The organism is Erwinia sp. HDF1-3R, from assembly GCF_039621855.1.
Taxonomy (GTDB): domain Bacteria; phylum Pseudomonadota; class Gammaproteobacteria; order Enterobacterales; family Enterobacteriaceae; genus Erwinia.
This window is the reverse complement of record NZ_CP155071.1, coordinates 2,210,908-2,228,207: the sequence shown is the minus strand read 5'-3', so window position 1 is coordinate 2,228,207 and position 17,300 is coordinate 2,210,908. Positions and strand designations below refer to the sequence as shown.

Genomic DNA, 17,300 nt, shown 5'->3' with positions numbered 1-17,300 from the left:
CTGGCAGTGGCTAAAGTCAAAACCTGCTCCGATTACGACAGCCTTGCCTGTCGAAAATTTTGCAGGCCGGGGCCGGACAACATGAAGAGGTTTTTAACAGCGACGACGTAGCCCGAGGCCGGGCGGGGACCGTTGGCTTAGCGGACCGTCGAGCGCAGGGATGCGCGAGCCGAGCCCACACGGACGTGCCTGCGGCGTGTCCGCGTGACAACGGCCCCCGCAGGGCTTTGCACCGTATCACCGCAATGACAGCAAACATCCCAGATGCCAGGCTGGACATGGAGAGATTTTTAACAGCATCTACGTAGCCCGAGGCCAGGCTGGGCATGGAGAGGTTTTTAACAGCGTCTACGTAGCCCGAGGCCAGGCTGTCCATGGAGAGGTTTTTAGCAGCGACTACGTCGCCCGAGGCCAGGCGGGGACCGTTGGCTTAGCGGACCGTCGAGCGCAGGGATGCGCGAGCCGAGCCCACACGGACGTGCTTGCGGCGTGTCCGCGTGACAACGGTCCCCGCAGGGCTTTGCACCGAATCCCCGCAACAACATGCGTGCCAATGCTTCCCGCATGGCTTTGCACCCTGTCCCCGCCAAGACAGCGAGCATCGCCAGCCCAATCCGATGACGATGCCCACACCGCCCGACTGGGCCTACTTAAGCGACATCGTCTGACGCTTCTCGGCGGACTGCAAACCCCGCTCGATCAGCTCCATAACCTGAATGGCTTCCTCCGCCGTCACCGGATTCGCGCCCTCACCCTTAATCGCATCACGGACCCCCGCATAGTACGCCGGATAATTCCCCGGCAGGGTCGGCAGCGGCGTTTCTACCAGCCTGTCACCCTCAACCCGCGTCAACACGCCATCACGACTGTCCTCACCCCAGCCCTCCACCGGCAGACGCGCACCGCTCTTAAGATCCTCTTCCTGCGGATCAAGGCCAAACTTCACAAAACTCCCGCCCGTCCCGTGCACCTGATAACGTGCAGATTCCGCAGCGACCAGCATGCTGGCATGCAGCACCACGCGCCGCTGTGGGTAGGTCAGTACCGCATGGAAATAATCGGTCGTCTGGGCACCAGGCCGCAGTTCCGCCATATCAACGTTAATCGCCACCGGCGAACCAAACAGCTGTAACGCCTGATCGATAAGGTGCGGTCCCAGATCGTACCAGATGCCGCTGCCTGCACCCTTCTGCTCACGCCAGCGGTTGCGGACCTCCGGACGGAACCGGTCAAAATGCGATTCAAAATAACGCACCTCACCCAGCGCACCCTCCGACAGCAGGGTTTTTAACGTCAGGAAATCACTGTCCCAGCGGCGGTTGTGAAATACCGAAAGCAGTAAGCCTTTCGCTTTAGCCAGCGCATCAAGCTCGTGCGCCTGTGACAACGTCACGGTAAAGGGTTTATCTACCACCACATGCTTACCCGCATTCAGCGCGGCTTTTGCCAGCGGGAAATGGGTTTCATTGGGGGTGGGGATAACAATGAGCTGCAAAGAGGGATCGTCGAATAGCGCCTGGGGTGTCGTGACCGTCGTCACTGATGGCCAGTCGGCGTGGACTTTATCAGCATCACTGCTGGAAACAGCGGCCAGTTCCATCCCGGGCGTCCCGGCAATTAGCGGGGCGTGGAAAGTTTTACTGGCGAAGCCGTAGCCGACCAGCCCTACGCGAATTTTATCGTTCATTGAGGGTTCCTCGTTATTCTTACCCCGTTGATTTAAGTCGATCAACGGGGTAAGAACAAGCGGGATTTACCTGAAATGTTGATGAAATCTTAAGCTTTAGCCCGGACTGTTACCATGTCTCCTGGGCCACAAGGTCATCGCTCGCCTCCAGAGAGCGCCGTCGGAAATCGCTGGGGCTGACGCCGACTCGTTTACGAAATACGCGGGAAAAGTAGAGCTGATCGTCGTAGCCCACCAGCCGACCAATCGTCGCGATGGGCTCCTGCGTCGTTTGCAGCAGCATTCTGGCGCGGATAACACGCTGATCTTCCCGCCAGCGCAGCAGGTTGACGCCCATCTGATCGCGGAAAAGGTGTGCCAGTCGCGAAGGGGAAAGGCAGACGTGATTTGCCACTTCCTCAATTTTTAGCTCACCGGCCAGGTTACGGGTCACGAACTGGCAGGCCTCAATAACCCGCGGATCGCGTACCTGCTGATGACTGCGGGGATCCTCTTCAATGGCGCGCAGCAGCAGTCGCTCAAGCAGATTCATCGCCAGCTCTTCCGCGTAGCGTTGCCCCGACGTATGGGTCTGCTCAATACTGGCAAACAGCTCTTCGAACTCAGCCCGCAGCGCTTCATCCAGCCTGAGCCGCCCCACGCCCTGCTTCTCATCCTGCCAGTCCAGCCAGTCATTCCAGTAGGCACGCGGACGAAAGTAGACCCAGCGGTGGTGCCAGCAGTCGCTCTCAGGTGACCGCCCATAATAGTGCTGGGTTTGCGGCTTAAACAGCAGCAAATCCCCGGGTTCACAGTCGAATGCCCGTTCGCCGCTAAATACCTGTCCGCGCCCCCGGACGGTAAGGTTGATAATGTAGCCCTTCATACCTCCGGGCCTGTCGATAAAAAAATCCAGCGAGTCGCCAGCGTTAACCGGCGTCAGCCCTGCAACCAGCCAGGCATTAAACTGATAGCCTGGTAGCAACGGATTCAACTGCGCTACAGGTGCTAAACGATGATACATACGCGCCTCCGTTCTCAAGCCACTTTACTTTTCTGTTTGTAGCGGTCAAAAATCACCGCTGCCAGCAGGATCAGCCCCCGCACAACATACTGTGAAAAAGGTGAAATATTAAGAAGATTCATGGCGTTCTCAACCGTGCCAAGTATCAGCACGCCTGCCACAACGTAGGATATTTTGCCAATTCCGCCCTTCAGCGATACGCCGCCCAGTACGCAGGCCGAAATCACAATCAGCTCATAGCCCAGCGACGTCATGGGCTGACCGCTGGTCATACGTGAGGCCAGGATGATACCTGCGGCGGCAGAAACCAGCCCGGAGAGGATAAATATAATGATGCGTGTCCGTACGACCGGCACCCCGGCGAGTCGTGCGGCCTCTTCATTACCGCCGATAGCCAGGGTATTGCGGCCAAAGGTGGTTTTATTCAGCAGAAAGCCAAAAATAATCAGGGTTGCCACGGTCAGCCAGACCGGTGCAGGTACGCCCAGCCAGTTGGTGTAACCCAGTGCGAAAAAGCGTTCATCCTCGATCCCAACGGCCTTGCCATCCGAGAAGATATAGGCCAGCCCACGCACGATTTGCATCGTCGCGAGCGTGGTGATCAGCGCGTTTATTTTCAGTCTGGCAATCACGAAGCCGTTGACCAGTCCGCAAAGCATACCGAGCAGCAGTCCGGCGGCGATACCTAACCACAAACTCTCGCTCAGGTTAATCACTACCGCCGTCGTGACGCCGGCACAGGCAATCACCGAGGCGACGGAGAGGTCGAAATCACCTGATGCCAGACAGAACAGCATGCCACAGGCCACCATGCCGGACATTGACATGGCCAGCCCCAGCCCTTTCATATTGATTAGCGTGCCGAAGTTAGGAATAAATATTGTGCAGCCGATAAACAATACGGCAAACACCACCAGCATGCCGAAATTATCCCAGATGTGGCCCAGCCTGGCACGCTGTGATCGCTTTGGCGCAGCGGCGGGAGAGGTTGTTGTAGTCATCAAATTGCTCCTTCCAGTCAGGCCACGACTGCGGCTTGTTGAGTTGTTTTTGGCATGGCCATGCCAAGCGTCAGTGCTTCAGTGGCATGGTCATGGCTCAGTTCACCGGCTATTTCGCCTTCGCGCATGACGACAATACGATCCGCCAGCCCCATTACCTCAGGCAGGTCGCTGGAGGCAAACAGCACCGCAATGCCCTTCTCCGCCAGCGCGTAGATCAGGCTATAGATTTCATGCTTTGCACCGACATCAATGCCGCGCGTCGGTTCGTCGAGCAGGATCACCTTCATCTCTTCCGATAGCCAGCGCCCAAGAATGGCCTTCTGCTGATTGCCTCCCGACAGGTTCATGATCGGTTGATCGGCAGAGGGCGTTTTAATGTTTAGCGAACGGATATGGACGGCGGCATTGTGATTTTCCCACTGCCTGTCAATCAGGCAGCCCGCTTTGATATTGTTGCGCCGGGCGCTGATATTGATATTGTCGCGCACGGAGTGAACCGGAATAATGCCGTCTGCCTTACGATCTTCCGGGCAGAGCAGGATCCCGGCACGAATCGCGTGCGCCGGTTCGCGGATGGTCAGTTGCTCGCCGTCAAGCCACAGCGCCCCGCCGGTCAGCCGGGTTGCACCAAATAATCCTTTCATCAGTTCGCTGCGCCCGGCTCCGACCAGGCCAAACAGACCAACAATCTCCCCGGCACGAACGCTGAGGGAGATCGGCATCCGCACCCCTTTGGCCTGCACGTTATCAAGCCGCAGGCGGACCTCACCGCTTTCGCGTGGCCGGTAGCCATAGATATCGCCGATTTCCCGGCCTACCATCGCCTCGACCAGTTGGTCATGCGTGGTGTTCGCGACGTCATTAAAGGTACGCACCACGCGCCCATCCTTAAACACGGTGATGGCATCACTGAGCGCAAAAATCTCCTCCATGCGGTGGGAGACATACAGCACTACCCGCCCCAAATCCCTGAGTTTGCGGATAACGCGAAACAGATGTTCAATTTCCCGGGCAGAGAGTGAGCTGGTCGGCTCATCAAAGGCGATAACTTTGGCATTGCGCGCCAGCGCCTTGGCGATTTCCACCATCTGCCACTGACCCAGGGAAAGCGACTTCAGCGGCATATCGGGGTCAATATCCATCCCCAGATTTTTGAGCTGTAGTCCTGCCTCATAGCGCAGCAGTTTGCGGTTTACCAGTCCGGCACGCTGAGGTAGCTGGCCGAGATAAATATTCTCTGCTACCGACATTTCCGGTATCAGATGCAATTCCTGATAGATGATGGCCACGCCAGCGTCGAGCGCCGCGGTGGTGTGCGTAAAGCTGACGGGCTTGCCCTGTAGCCGGATCTCTCCGCTGGTCGGCTGATAGCTGCCGCTCAGGATTTTTAGCAGCGTGGATTTCCCTGCGCCATTTTCGCCCATCAGCGCATGTATCTGACCTGCTGCACAGTCGAAGCTGATATCCTGCAGCGCCTTTACGCCGGGAAAGGTTTTACCGATGGCGTGAAAGCTGAGCCAGGCGGGTTGCGTATTCATCGTTAACTCCTGCAAACGTTGCTTTCCACACCAGCGGGAACGCCCGATGACGCTCCCGTACCGACATGCTTCGCGGCTATTTCAGCCCTTTTTTGGCTAGTTCGGTGGTGAAGTTGTCGCGGGTGATCAGCACGACGTCGGTCACTTCGGTGAACTTAGGCGGCTCGGCACCTTTGCTCACCCAGTTATAGAGCATCTGAATGCTTTTATAGCCGTGTACGTCCGGGCTGGGCAGCAGGGAGCCGTAAAAGCCGGTCGCATGGCCTTTTGACAGCTCGCTGACGGCATCAACGCCGTTAATGCCGATGCCAATAACGTCGGGTGCCTTAAAGCCCTGGCCTTCCGTCGCGCGCACGCCACCGAGAACGGTGTTGTCGTTCATGCCCAAAATCAGCCAGTGCTTAACGGCGGGATGCTGGACCAGCAGGGAGTTACCCGCATCGAACGCGCCGGGAATATCGTTGGATTTAGTCGGCACTTTATAAATCTGCGCCGCCGGGAAGCCAGCCGCCCTGAGCGCATCCATCGAGCCGGAGGTGCGGCGGCGGGCGGTATCCAGCTCGTCGGCTGTAATCGCCATCACACCGGTCTCTTTGACGTCCCATCCGCGCTTTTGCATCTCTTTATACAGTTCCTGCCCCTGTCGCTCCCCGATCTTCGTGGCCGCCATCATCACCAGCGGTACGCTATCCATCGGTTTTCCTTTTGCGGTAACAAACTGATCGTCAACGGCAATCACCTTCAGGTCGTAGCTTTTGGCTTTGGCGATGATTGCCGAGCCGAGTTTGGGATCGGGTGTACAGATAACAAAGCCCTTCGCCCCACTGGCGGCCAGGCTGTCAATAGCGTTGAGGGTTTTCTCACCGTCGGGGACGGCAATTTTGATCACCTCAAAACCCATCTCCTTTCCGGCCTTATCGGCGAATTTCCATTCCGTCTGGAACCAGGGCTCTTCAGGCTGCTTGACCAGAAAACCCAGCTTCATGGTTTCGGCCATAGCCGAATGTGACATAACGGCGGCAAGTCCAACAGCGGCAAGTACATGGGTCATTTTAAACATAAGGCTCTCCGGCTCGGTTCCCGCTTTTTGCAGGGTTATGTAAATGTTAACAACATGAGGGTTATTTGCTTAAGAGCTTAAAACAGCGGCGTTTTCGGGATGCATACCAGCCAGTCTGTTAATGGCCGCTATTTTTATCGGGAACCTTATTGAGAAAGGGAGAGCGCAATCACACCCTGTAATTACGACCAGATAATCCATATATTCAGCCAAATTTACCCCGCTTAAAGTTTTGAACCGCGTCACAATCCGCTGGGAGATGGCAGAAAAGTGCATATCTACAGCGTCCCTGGTCTAACGCCCAGGGAAGGGAGTTCTTAGGCTATTCACACCGTTCACTCAAACTGCCTGGAGAAGAGAATGCAGTTAGGTGCAATTACATTAGGTCTGGATTTCGGCAGCGATTCAGTTCGGGCCCTGGCGGTTGACTGTGCCAGTGGCAAAGAGCTCCATACGCAGGTCGTGTCCTATCCGCGCTGGCAGCAGGGCCAGTACAGCCAGAGCCGGATCAATCAGTTTCGCCACCATCCGCAGGACTATATCGACGCGTTTGAAAAAGCGATACGTGACGTTGTCACCCTCCTCACACCCGAACAGCGTCAGCAGGTGGTGGGTATTGGGGTGGATTCAACCGGTTCAACGCCCGCGCCGATAGACCGGGAAGGCAGAGTACTGGCACTGCGTCCCGAATTTGCCGATAACCCCAACGCCATGTTTGTGCTGTGGAAAGATCATACGGCCATCAAAGAGGCCGAAGAGATCAACACCCTCTGCCACAGCGGGAAGTTCAACGATTATTCGCGTTACATCGGGGGGATTTATTCATCAGAGTGGTTCTGGGCCAAGATCATGCATGTCAGTCGGGAAGATGCCGCTGTGCGTGAAGCGGCAGTGTCATGGATTGAACTCTGTGACTGGGTTCCCGCCCTGCTGAGCGGCACAACGGCCCCCGAGGCGATTCGCCGCGGGCGCTGCGCCGCAGGCCACAAATCGCTGTGGCATCCTGACTGGCAGGGGCTGCCGGACCGGGAGTTTTTAAATGCCCTCGATCCGCTGCTTACCACGCAGCTCGACTTCCCCCTGTTTACCGATACCTGGACCGCCGATGTGCCCGTTGGCACCCTTACGGCGGAGTGGGCGGCGCGACTAAACCTGCCTGCGGGTATCCAGATTGCCGGGGGCGCCTTTGACTGCCATATGGGCGCGGTAGGAGCAGGCGCCAGACCCTGGACGCTGGTTAAAGTGATTGGCACCTCAACCTGCGACATCCTGATAGCCGATACCGAGCGGGTAGGAAACAGCGCCATCAGCGGGATTTGCGGCCAGGTTGACGGCAGCGTCATGCCGGGTGCTATCGGCCTGGAGGCCGGTCAGTCGGCATTTGGCGATATGTACGCCTGGTTCAGCCGCCTGCTGTGCTGGCCGCTGGAGCAGGCGACTGCCCGCCACCCTCACCTGAAGGAGGAAATAGACCAGGTTAGACGAGACTTACTCAACGATCTGACTCAGGCCTGGGTCAACGATCCGCAACTTGAGCATCTGCCGGTGGTGCTGGACTGGTTTAACGGTCGTCGTACGCCTTTTGCGAATCAGCGGCTGAAAGGCGTTATTACCGATCTTAATCTGGGCACCGATGCGCCTGCCCTGTTTGGTGGATTTATCGCCTCGACCGCCTTTGGCGCCCGCGCAATTATGGAGTGTTTTGAACAGCAGGGAATGCCGGTGGAGAACATTCTGACGCTGGGGGGCATTGCCCGTAAGTCACCGGCGATTATGCAGGTCTGCTGCGATGTGATGAATCGTCCGCTGGATATCGTGGCTTCTGACGAATGCTGCGCACTGGGTGCCGCCATTTTTGCCGCCGTTGCCGCGGGCGTTTATCCCGACGTCGCCACGGCACAGCAGAAGATGGCCAGTCCGGTTGCCGTTACCCTGCAACCCGATGCTTCACGCGTTGCCCGCTATCAGCAGCTTTATCAGCGTTACCTTCAGTGGTGTGACGTCGCGGAACCGATGTTCGCCTCACGCCCCTCTACTTTTAAAGGAGAATGATATGTCCTCACTCAATGCGCTTAAAGTCTGGTTTGTCATTGGTACCCAGCATCTCTACGGCGCAGAAACGCTTCGTCAGGTAGAGGATCATGCCCGCCAGGTTGTTGACGGCCTGAATCGCGACGGAGGGCTGCCCTTCCAGCTGATGCTGAAGCCCCTGGTGAAAAGTCCGGATGAGGCGCTGGCGCTCTGTCGTGAGGCTAATTACGCCGAAGAGTGCCTGGGTATTATCACCTGGCTGCATACTTTCTCTCCGGCGAAGATGTGGATTGGCGGCCTGTCGGTGCTGAATAAACCGCTGTTGCAGTTTCATACCCAGTTTAACGCGGAGATCCCGTGGGACAGCATGGATATGGACTTTATGAATCTGAATCAGACCGCGCACGGTGGCCGTGAGTTTGGCTTTATTGGCGCGCGGATGCGTCTTCCTCACAGCGTGATAACCGGTCACTGGCAGGATAAGACCGCGCGTGAGCGTATCGGCAAATGGATGCGTGCCGCCGCGGCTAAACAGGCCAGCCAGCAGCTGAAGGTGGCGCGATTTGGCGATAATATGCGCGAGGTGGCCGTTACCGAGGGGGATAAGGTTGCGGCGCAGATTCAGTTCGGCTACGCGGTTAACGGCTGGGGCGTGGGCGATCTTGTCGAGGTGATTAATGGCGTAAGCGACGGTGACGTTAACGCTCTGGTGGATGAGTACGAAAGTCTGTACGACTTTACTGCCGCCGCCGCAGTGAATGGCGAGAAGCGTCAGAACGTTCTCGATGCGGCACGCATTGAGCTGGGGATTAAAGGTTTTCTGCAGGCCGAGGGCTGCATGGCCTTTACCACCAATTTTCAGACGCTGCACGGCATGACGCAGCTGCCGGGGCTGGCGGTACAGCGGCTGATGCAGCAGGGTTATGGCTTTGCCGGTGAGGGGGACTGGAAGACGGCGGCGCTGCTGCATATCTTTAAGGTGATGTCGACGGGCCTGCCCGGTGGCACTTCCTTTATGGAGGATTATACCTATCACTTTTCACCGGGTAACGAGCTGGTGCTGGGTTCGCATATGCTGGAGGTTTGCCCGTCTATCGCGAAGGAGACGCGCCCGCTGATCGACGTTCAGTTTCTGGGCATTGGCGGCAAGGCCGATCCCGCAAGGCTGATTTTTTCCACCCCGGCGGGTCGCGCGGTTAACGCCAGCGTGATTGATATGGGCGATCGTTTCCGTTTGCTGGTGAATGTGGTGGATGCCATTGAGCAGCCGAAACCGCTGCCGAAGCTGCCGGTTGCCCGAGCGCTGTGGCGTGCCCAGCCTTCACTGGCAACGGCATCTGAAGCCTGGATTCTGGGCGGCGGCGCACATCATACGGTGTTCAGTCAGGCTCTGACGGTTGAGGATATGCGTCAGTACGGCGAGATGCACGGTATCGAGGTGTTGGTCATTGATGACGAGACTACGCTGCATGGCTTCAAGGATGCGCTGCGCTGGAACGAGGCTTATTACCGGCTGAATCAGCGTTAAATCTTCAGGGCGGAGGGTAACTGGAGCGGGGCCTGATGCCCGGTGATTGTCGCCTGCGGATGGGGCCCGGTACTGCACAGGCCTGAGGGGTCGCCGACGGATGGGGCCCGGTGCTGCACAGGCCTGAGGGGTCGCCTACGGGTGGGTTCCGATGCTGCCCAGACCTGAGGGGTCGCCTACGGATGGGGCCCGATGCTGCACAGGCCTGAGGGGTCGCCTGCGGGTGGGGCCCGGTGCCACACAGGCCTGAGGGGTCGCCTACGGGTGGGGCCCGGTGCCTGGCGGTCCTCACGCCGCGCGTGGCGCGGTTCCTTCGCTCCGCTCGTCGACCTTTCGGACCGGGCATGACGGGACATCCCTGTCCCGGCATGCCCTTGGGTCAGCATCCCTGCTGGCCCATCCGGGTCTTCCTCCCTGCGCTCAGCGCTGCGGAATGCCTGTCACCGGGCCCCACCCGTCTGCTCCTTTTGCATTGTGCGGGCTGTGGGTAAGAGCGGTTAGAATTACATGTAAGCTCTTACACCTCCGCTCGTTAACCTCTCTTATCGGGCATAAAACGATATCCCTGTTCCGGCTGCCCTTGCGCCAGCATCCCTGCTGGCCCATCAGGGTCTTTCTCCCTGCGCTCAGCGCTGCGGAATGACTGTCACTGGGCCCCACCCGCCTGCTCCTTTTGCATTGTGCTGGCTGCGGATAAAAGCAGTTTCACTAAAGGCAGCGCAGAAGCCCGAGAGGTGGACAATCCCTGCGGTTGACGGGCAATCCGCAGCGCTGCGGCGCAGACGGAGGGCCAGGCGAGGGCAGCAGGGATGCTGCTCTCAGGGAGCGGCGGGCAGGGACGCCCGCTCGCGACCGGGCCGTCCGGCCCGGAGTCGGAGCCAAAGGCACCACGCAACGCGTGGCGTGAGGACGCCCGGCAAACGCTGGGATTATCCACCGACACCTCAGCTATAACAGCCCAAACAATTAACCGGCAACCGCCGGGATTATCCACCGACACCGCAGATATTGCAGCCGACAAAACCAACCGACAAGCGTTGGGATTTTCCCCCATACGCAGTAATTTTTGCAGCCAGGTGACTACATCCCGGGGACGTTGGGCGTGCAGGAAATAGCAGTTTGGATAGCTTAATGCAGCTCAAAACCCTGCGAGTTTACAGGGCCTGACCTGAAGCGGCTCTGAAGCCCGGGAGGGGGACAATCCCTGCGGTTGACGGACAATCCGCAGCGCTGCGGCGCAGACGGAGGGCCAGGCGAGGGCAGCAGGGATGCTGCACTCAGGGAGCGGCGGGCAGGACGCCCGCTCGCGACCGGGCCGTCCGGCCTGAAGTCGGAGCCAAAGGCACCACGCGAAGCGTGGCGTGAGGACGCCCGGCAACCGCCGGGATTATCCACCGACACCGCAGATATTGCAGCCGACAAAACCAACCGACAAGCGTTGGGATTTTCCCCCATACGCAGTAATTTTTGCAGCCAGGTGACTACATCCCGGGGACGTTGGGTGTGCAGGAAATAGCAGTTTGGATAGCTTAATGCAGCTCAAAACCCTGCGAGTTTACAGGGCCTGACCTGAAGCGGCTCTGAAGCCCGGGAGGTGGACAATCCCTGCGGTTGACGGACAATCCGCAGCGCTGCGGCGCAGACGGAGGGCCAGGCGAGGGCAGCAGGGATGCTGCACTCAGGGAGCGGCGGGCAGGACGCCCGCTCGCGACCGGGCCGTCCGGCCTGAAGTCGGAGCCAAAGGCACCACGCGAAGCGTGGCGTGAGGACGCCCGGCAACCGCCGGGATTATCCACCGACACCGCAGATATTGCAGCCGACAAAACCAACCGACAAGCGTTGGGATTTTCCCCCATACGCAGTAATTTTTGCAGCCAGGTGACTACATCCCGGGGACGTTGGGTGTGCAGGAAATAGCAGTTTGGATAGCTTAATGCAGCTCAAAACCCTGCGAGTTTACAGGGCCTGACCTGAAGCGGCTCTGAAGCCCGGGAGGTGGACAATCCCTGCGGTTGACGGACAATCCGCAGCGCTGCGGCGCAGACGGAGGGCCAGGCGAGGGCAGCAGGGATGCTGCACTCAGGGAGCGGCGGGCAGGACGCCCGCTCGCGACCGGGCCGTCCGGCCTGAAGTCGGAGCAAAAGGCACCACGCGAAGCGTGGCGTGAGGACGCCCGGCATACGCCGGGATTATCCACCGACACCGCAGATATTGCAGCCCAAACAACTGACCGGCAACCGCCGGGATTATCCACCGGCAAAGCCGATATTGCAGCGGACAAAACCAACCGACAAGCGTTGGGATTTTCCCCCATACGCAGTAATTTTTGCAGCCAGGTGACTACATCCCGGGGACGTTGGGTGTGCAGGAAATAGCGGCTGGGTTAGCTTAGCAGCTCAAGACCCTGCGAGTTTACAGGGCCTGACCTGAAGCGGCTCTGAAGCCCGGGAGGGGGACAATCCCTGCGGTTGACGGGCAATCCGCAGCGCTGCGGCGCAGACGGAAGGCCAGGCGAGGGCAGCAGGGATGCTGCACTCAGGGAGCGGCGGGCAGGGACGCCCGCTCGCGACCGGGCCGTCCGGCCTGGCGTCGGAGCCAAAGGCACCACGCGAAGCGTGGCGTGAGGACGCCCGGCAAACGCTGGGATTATCCACCGACACCGCAGCTATGACAGCCCAAACAATTAACCGGCAAACGCCGGGATTATCCACCGGCACCGCAGATATTGCAGCTGTATAGCAGACCAGCGCTTTAGACCAATCGACAGTCAAAACCAAAGGTACCACGCGAAGCGTGGCTACTCATTCACCTACGCCTGCCTGAGGCGTCACCCGTTTCACCGGCGCGTTCTGCTGGCGGTCCCACATCACCGTCAGCAACCTCTGCAACGCAATAAAAACAAACAGCAGGATCCCGATGGCGATCTTGGTCCACCACGAACTCAGCGTGCCGTCGAAATTAATCCATGTCTGAATTAAACCCTGAATCAGCACGCCAAACAGCGTGCCGAGCACCGTACCTACGCCACCCGACAGCAGCGTACCGCCAATAACCACCGAGGCAATCGCATCCAGCTCCACCCCCATACCCGCAAGCGCGTAACCCGCCGAGGTATAGACGGAAAAAACGATCCCAGCCAGAGTGGCCAGCGCCGAGGAAAGCATATAAATACGAACCGTGGTGCTACGGGTCGAAATTCCCATCAGTCGCGCTGACGTCGCATTCCCGCCAATCGCATAAACCTCATTACCAAAACGGGTGCGTTGAGCCAGTACAATGCCGAACCCCACCACCACTAGCATAATAACCGCCAGCAGACTTAACCGCCCGCCACCGGGAAGCCTCCACGCCATGCCCGACAGCGTGCTATACAGCGGATGGTCGATGGGTATTGAACTCTCCGCCACCAGATAACTGCTGCCGCGCAGAAAAAACATCCCGGCTAAGGTAATAATAAAAGCCGGAATTTTAAGCGCATCGATTAGCCAGCCCATCATGGCGCCAAATGCTGCCCCTAATACCATCACCAGCGCGAATGCCAGCCAGGGATCCAGATGATAATCTCCAATCGCCCGCGCCAGAAAAACGCCGGTAAAGGCGATCACCGCCCCAACCGACAGATCGATACCGCCAGAGAGAACCACAAACGTCATACCGACTGCAATAATGCCGAGGAAGGCGTTATCCGTCAGGATATTGGCAATCACCCGGGTGGAAGCAAAGCCGGGAAACTGCGCCAGACAAAAAAGATAACCTGCGACGAATACCAGCAAAGTAATCATCAACGGCAGATGACGTTTAATCACCTTTGCCCCCTCGTTTAAATAATTGAATAACGCGCGGCGTCTGAATCAGCAGCACCACCATCACCACCACGGCTTTCACCACCTGATTCAACTCCGGCGGGAAACCTGACAGCAGAATGCCGGTATTCATCGCCTGAATAATCAGCGCGCCCACCAGCGAGAGCAGCAGGTTAAAGCGGCCGCCCATGAGCGATGCCCCGCCGATCACCACTGCCAGAATGGCATCCAGCTCCAGCCAAAGCCCCGCATTATTCGCATCGGCACCACGGATATCTGCCGCAACAATCAGCCCCGCCACCGCCGCGCACAGCCCGCTGATCACATAGGTCGACATCACAATCAGCCAGCCGTTGACGCCAGCATTGCGCGCAGCGCGCAGGTTGATCCCCACCGCCTCGATAAACATCCCCAGCGCCGTTTTACGACAGACCAGCCAGACCAGCAGCGCCACGGCCAGCGTTATCCAGACCGGCACCGGCAGCAGCAAAAGCGTGCCGCTCCCTATCCGCGCCAGTGACTCACTGTCAAACGTGACGATTTGCCCTTGGGTAATCAGCTGCGCAATGCCACGCCCGGCCACCATCAGAATCAGCGTCGCGACAAACGGCTGAATTCTCAGTAACGCAACCAGCATGCCGTTCCACAATCCGCAAAGTACCCCGCTGCCGAGCGTCACCAGAATAACCGTTGGCAGCCCGTGGCCGGAAACGGTCAGCGTGGCCGCCGTGGCACCCGCAATGGCCATTACGGCACCGACGGAGAGATCGATCCCGCCGGTGGCGATCACCAGCGTCATACCGATCGACAGCAGTGCAACCGGGGCGGCGCGGTTAAGAATATCGACCGGGCTACCGAACAGCCTGCCATCCTGCAGGTGAATCGCAAAAAAGTTACTGGCAACCAGGCTGTCGACAATCAGCACCACAATTAACGCGGCAATTTGCGGCATCCCCGCAGGCAGTCTGCGTTTATACCGTTGCAGCTTAGCCGGGACGAGAGAGGATTCAGGCATGCTGATCTCCTCCGGCTGCAATGGCCCCGACGATTGACGATACCGAAAGGTGCTCCAGCCCAATTTCGGCCACCTGCTGGCGATCCCGGAGGATCACCACCCGATCCGCATAGCCCACCAGCTCCTCCAGCTCGGAAGAGATAACCAGCAGGGCCAGCCCGTCCGCACAGAGTGACTCGATCAAACGGATGATTTCGGCATGCGCGCCGACGTCAATCCCGCGCGTGGGCTCATCCAGGATGAGAAACTGTGGCCGGGTCACCAGCCAGCGCGACAGCAGCACCTTTTGCTGATTGCCGCCGGAGAGCAATTCGACGGGCTGTTCTGCATCAGGCGTCCTGATGCCCAGGCTTTTGATAAAGCGACCGGCAATCTCCTGCTGCTCCCGTTTTTTTATCGGCCTGAGCCAGCCACGCTGTGCCTGCAGGGCGAGGATAATATTTTCACGCACCGACGCCGCGCCAATGATGCCGTCAGTTTTACGATCTTCAGGGCAGAACCCGATCCCCAGACGGGACGCCTGGGCTGGCGTGCGGATCGTTCGCTTTTTACCCTTAACGAAAGCGCTACCGCTGTCGGCGCGTCTGATGCCAAACAGCAGCTCGGCCGTTTCGGTACGTCCGGAGCCGAGCAGCCCTGCCAGCCCCACCGCTTCGCCGGGGCGCACGCTGAGGTCAAAGGGTGCAATCGTTCCCTTCCGGCCGTAATTTTTGAATTCGACCACGGGCTGATTGCTCTTGAGGGTACTTCCTGCGCGCTGCAGGGCAGTCTCCAGCAGTTCATGTCCCAGCATCAGTTTTATCAGGTCAATCTGTGCCAGCCCGTCAGTGTCCCGGCTGGCAACAAATTGTCCATTGCGTAACACGGTGATGCGATCGCTGATCCTGTAGACCTGATCGAGGAAATGAGTAACAAAAATCAGGCTCATGCCGCGATCCTTCAGCTGCCGCATCAGCGTAAAGAGCATTGTCACCTCGCTGGCATCCAGGCTGGCGGTCGGTTCATCAAGGATCAGGACCTTAGCCGAGAGATCGACGGCGCGGCAGATGGCAATGATTTGCTGCATCGCCACCGAATACTGACCCAGAGGACGGGTGACATCCAGTTCAAAGCCATAGCGGCGCAGCAGCGTCCTGGCGTTTTGTATTAAGGTACGCCGGTTGATGAACCCCAGCCGGCGTGGCTCGCGACCAATAAACAGGTTATCGGCGACCGACATATTCGGCAGCAGATTCACTTCCTGATAAACCGTGCCAATGCCCATGGCCTGCGCATCTGCGGTGCTGTGTGGGCTAATCTCCCGGCCTGACAGCAGAATAGTGCCCGCATTACGCTGATAAACGCCAGTCAGCACTTTAATCAGGGTCGATTTTCCGGCGCCGTTTTCACCTAGCAGCGCCATAATTTCGCCGGGCCGTATGTCAAAGGAGACGTTATCCAGTGCCTTAACGCCGGGAAAAAGTTTACTGACGCCGCTTATGCTCAGCAGCGGCGGTGGAGAAGAGTGTTGCAGAGTCATACGGCTTCGCCTCTACCATAAAAAAACCGCCCTGATGCGGGCGGCGCGGGGGTCAGTAACCCATTCCTTTTTTCTTGTCGGCCTGAGATTGCGCATCGGCAGGCAGGAATAACCGGGATTCCGTTTTGATAATTTTGGGCGGCACGGTCCCCTCTTTTTTGAACTTCTCCAGCGCATCAAAGGCCGGCCCTGCCATATCCGGTGTCAGTTCAACGTTGGCGTTGGCCTCCCCCGCCAGCATGGCTTTATAAATATCCGGCACGCCGTCAATGGAACCGGTGAGAATATCTTTACCGGGCTTAAGACCCGCTTCCTTAATCGCCTGAATGGCACCAATTGCCATATCATCATTGTGGGCGAACACCATGCAGATGTTTTTACCGTTGTTCTCCGCCTTGATAAAGCTCTCCATGACTTCCTTACCCTTGCTGCGGGTGAAGTCGCCGGACTGGGAACGCACGATTTTAATACCCGGCGCGCCGGCGATGGCCTGCGCAAAGCCTTTTTTCCGGTCAATGGCTACGCTGGCCCCGACCGTACCCTGTAGCTCAACCACATTGCAGGGTTTGCCATTTCTCTCTTTTACCAGCCAGTCGCCGATCAGTTTGCCCTCGTAAACGTTATCTGCGGTGACCACGGCCATATAGAGCGACTTATCTTTAACCACTATGGCCCTGTCCAGCAGGAAAACCGGGATTTTCGCCTCGCGCGCCTCTTCCAGCACCGGCTCCCAGCCCGTCTGTACCACCGGGGCGATAAAAATTGCGTCCACACCCTGCGCGATAAAGGAGCGTACCGCCTTAATTTGATTTTCCTGCTTCTGCTGACCGTCGGCGATTTTTAGCGTAATCCCGCGTTTCTTAGCCTCGCTTTTCGCTACGCTGGTTTCTGCCGCACGCCAGCCCGATTCGGAGCCCACCTGCGAAAAGCCCACCGTCATCGACTCTGCCGCGGCATAAGCGGACAGGCTGGCACTGATAAGGGTGGTTAAGAGTAAACGCTTCCACATGTTTTCTTTCCTCTGAGGGGATGTCGTTGTTCAGGATAAAACCCGGCTTAAGCCTGGACTAAAGTCGAAAAAACATTTTCGACAATGCTCACAAAACGCATTT

General features: G+C 58.2%; 13 protein-coding genes. 3 read left to right on the top strand and 10 right to left on the bottom strand.

Annotated features, from left to right (window positions below; genetic code table 11):
- Positions 1-646: 646 nt before the first annotated feature.
- From AAGR22_RS10270 to AAGR22_RS10250, 5 genes are all read right to left on the bottom strand, one after another.
- Positions 647-1,687 carry an oxidoreductase gene (locus AAGR22_RS10270; RefSeq protein ID WP_067710465.1) on the bottom strand — a complete coding sequence of 347 codons (1,041 nt, stop codon included), beginning with the start codon at positions 1,685-1,687 and terminating at the stop codon, positions 647-649.
- 109 nt (positions 1,688-1,796) lie between these two features.
- Positions 1,797-2,690 (bottom strand): arabinose operon transcriptional regulator AraC, encoded by an 894-nt coding sequence (gene araC, locus AAGR22_RS10265; protein ID WP_067710463.1) that lies wholly within the window; start codon positions 2,688-2,690, stop codon positions 1,797-1,799.
- A 14-nt stretch (positions 2,691-2,704) separates the two neighbouring features.
- Positions 2,705-3,694 (bottom strand): L-arabinose ABC transporter permease AraH, encoded by a 990-nt coding sequence (gene araH / locus AAGR22_RS10260; protein WP_197473380.1) that lies wholly within the window; start codon positions 3,692-3,694, stop codon positions 2,705-2,707.
- A 14-nt stretch (positions 3,695-3,708) separates the two neighbouring features.
- The gene (araG, locus tag AAGR22_RS10255) at positions 3,709-5,232 is read right to left on the bottom strand and encodes an L-arabinose ABC transporter ATP-binding protein AraG (protein ID WP_067710459.1); all 1,524 of its coding nucleotides are present in this window, start codon (positions 5,230-5,232) and stop codon (positions 3,709-3,711) included.
- Positions 5,233-5,308: 76 nt separating this feature from the next.
- A complete protein-coding gene (locus AAGR22_RS10250; protein WP_067710458.1) occupies positions 5,309-6,292 on the bottom strand; it encodes an arabinose ABC transporter substrate-binding protein in 984 nt (327 codons plus the stop codon).
- Between the two features lie 360 nt (positions 6,293-6,652).
- Between AAGR22_RS10250 and AAGR22_RS10245 the strand changes: the two genes are divergently transcribed.
- Together AAGR22_RS10245 and araA are read left to right on the top strand one after the other, a co-directional pair.
- Positions 6,653-8,344: a ribulokinase gene (locus AAGR22_RS10245; RefSeq protein WP_345831422.1), complete on the top strand. Its 1,692-nt coding sequence runs from the start codon at positions 6,653-6,655 to the stop codon at positions 8,342-8,344.
- Position 8,345: 1 nt separating this feature from the next.
- The gene (gene araA / locus AAGR22_RS10240) at positions 8,346-9,851 is read left to right on the top strand and encodes an L-arabinose isomerase (protein WP_345831421.1); all 1,506 of its coding nucleotides are present in this window, start codon (positions 8,346-8,348) and stop codon (positions 9,849-9,851) included.
- A 646-nt stretch (positions 9,852-10,497) separates the two neighbouring features.
- Here the strand turns inward: araA and AAGR22_RS10235 are convergent.
- Positions 10,498-10,788, bottom strand: coding sequence for a hypothetical protein (locus tag AAGR22_RS10235; protein WP_345831420.1), 291 nt, complete (start codon positions 10,786-10,788; stop codon positions 10,498-10,500).
- A 1,589-nt stretch (positions 10,789-12,377) separates the two neighbouring features.
- Here AAGR22_RS10235 and AAGR22_RS10230 point away from each other — a divergent pair.
- The gene (locus AAGR22_RS10230) at positions 12,378-12,590 is read left to right on the top strand and encodes a hypothetical protein (protein ID WP_345831419.1); all 213 of its coding nucleotides are present in this window, start codon (positions 12,378-12,380) and stop codon (positions 12,588-12,590) included.
- Positions 12,591-12,652: 62 nt separating this feature from the next.
- Here AAGR22_RS10230 and yjfF read toward each other — a convergent pair whose 3' ends face one another.
- Genes yjfF through ytfQ form a run of 4 tightly spaced genes read right to left on the bottom strand, consistent with a single transcriptional unit; the run spans position 12,653 to position 17,197 of the window.
- Positions 12,653-13,657: a galactofuranose ABC transporter, permease protein YjfF gene (yjfF, locus tag AAGR22_RS10225; protein ID WP_067710450.1), complete on the bottom strand. Its 1,005-nt coding sequence runs from the start codon at positions 13,655-13,657 to the stop codon at positions 12,653-12,655.
- Positions 13,650-14,669 carry a galactofuranose ABC transporter, ATP-binding protein YtfT gene (ytfT, locus tag AAGR22_RS10220; RefSeq protein WP_345831418.1) on the bottom strand — a complete coding sequence of 340 codons (1,020 nt, stop codon included), beginning with the start codon at positions 14,667-14,669 and terminating at the stop codon, positions 13,650-13,652. The genes yjfF and ytfT overlap by 8 nt, the downstream gene beginning before the upstream one ends.
- The gene (locus AAGR22_RS10215) at positions 14,662-16,188 is read right to left on the bottom strand and encodes a sugar ABC transporter ATP-binding protein (protein WP_345831417.1); all 1,527 of its coding nucleotides are present in this window, start codon (positions 16,186-16,188) and stop codon (positions 14,662-14,664) included. The genes ytfT and AAGR22_RS10215 overlap by 8 nt, the downstream gene beginning before the upstream one ends.
- Positions 16,189-16,240: 52 nt before the next feature.
- The gene (ytfQ, locus tag AAGR22_RS10210; RefSeq protein WP_067710443.1) at positions 16,241-17,197 is read right to left on the bottom strand and encodes a galactofuranose ABC transporter, galactofuranose-binding protein YtfQ; all 957 of its coding nucleotides are present in this window, start codon (positions 17,195-17,197) and stop codon (positions 16,241-16,243) included.
- Between the last annotated feature and the right edge of the window lie 103 nt (positions 17,198-17,300).

Bases quoted from the DNA above. Each gene is read 5' to 3' on its own strand.
- AAGR22_RS10270 (WP_067710465.1), bottom strand. From the start codon at position 1,687: ATGAACGATAAAATTCGCGTAGGGCTGGTCGGCTACGGCTTCGCCAGT.
- araC (WP_067710463.1), bottom strand. From the start codon at position 2,690: ATGTATCATCGTTTAGCACCTGTAGCGCAGTTGAATCCGTTGCTACCA.
- araG (WP_067710459.1), bottom strand. From the start codon at position 5,232: ATGAATACGCAACCCGCCTGGCTCAGCTTTCACGCCATCGGTAAAACC.
- AAGR22_RS10250 (WP_067710458.1), bottom strand. From the start codon at position 6,292: ATGTTTAAAATGACCCATGTACTTGCCGCTGTTGGACTTGCCGCCGTT.
- AAGR22_RS10245 (WP_345831422.1), top strand. From the start codon at position 6,653: ATGCAGTTAGGTGCAATTACATTAGGTCTGGATTTCGGCAGCGATTCA.
- araA (WP_345831421.1), top strand. From the start codon at position 8,346: ATGTCCTCACTCAATGCGCTTAAAGTCTGGTTTGTCATTGGTACCCAG.
- AAGR22_RS10230 (WP_345831419.1), top strand. From the start codon at position 12,378: ATGCTGCACTCAGGGAGCGGCGGGCAGGGACGCCCGCTCGCGACCGGG.
- ytfT (WP_345831418.1), bottom strand. From the start codon at position 14,669: ATGCCTGAATCCTCTCTCGTCCCGGCTAAGCTGCAACGGTATAAACGC.
- AAGR22_RS10215 (WP_345831417.1), bottom strand. From the start codon at position 16,188: ATGACTCTGCAACACTCTTCTCCACCGCCGCTGCTGAGCATAAGCGGC.
- ytfQ (WP_067710443.1), bottom strand. From the start codon at position 17,197: ATGTGGAAGCGTTTACTCTTAACCACCCTTATCAGTGCCAGCCTGTCC.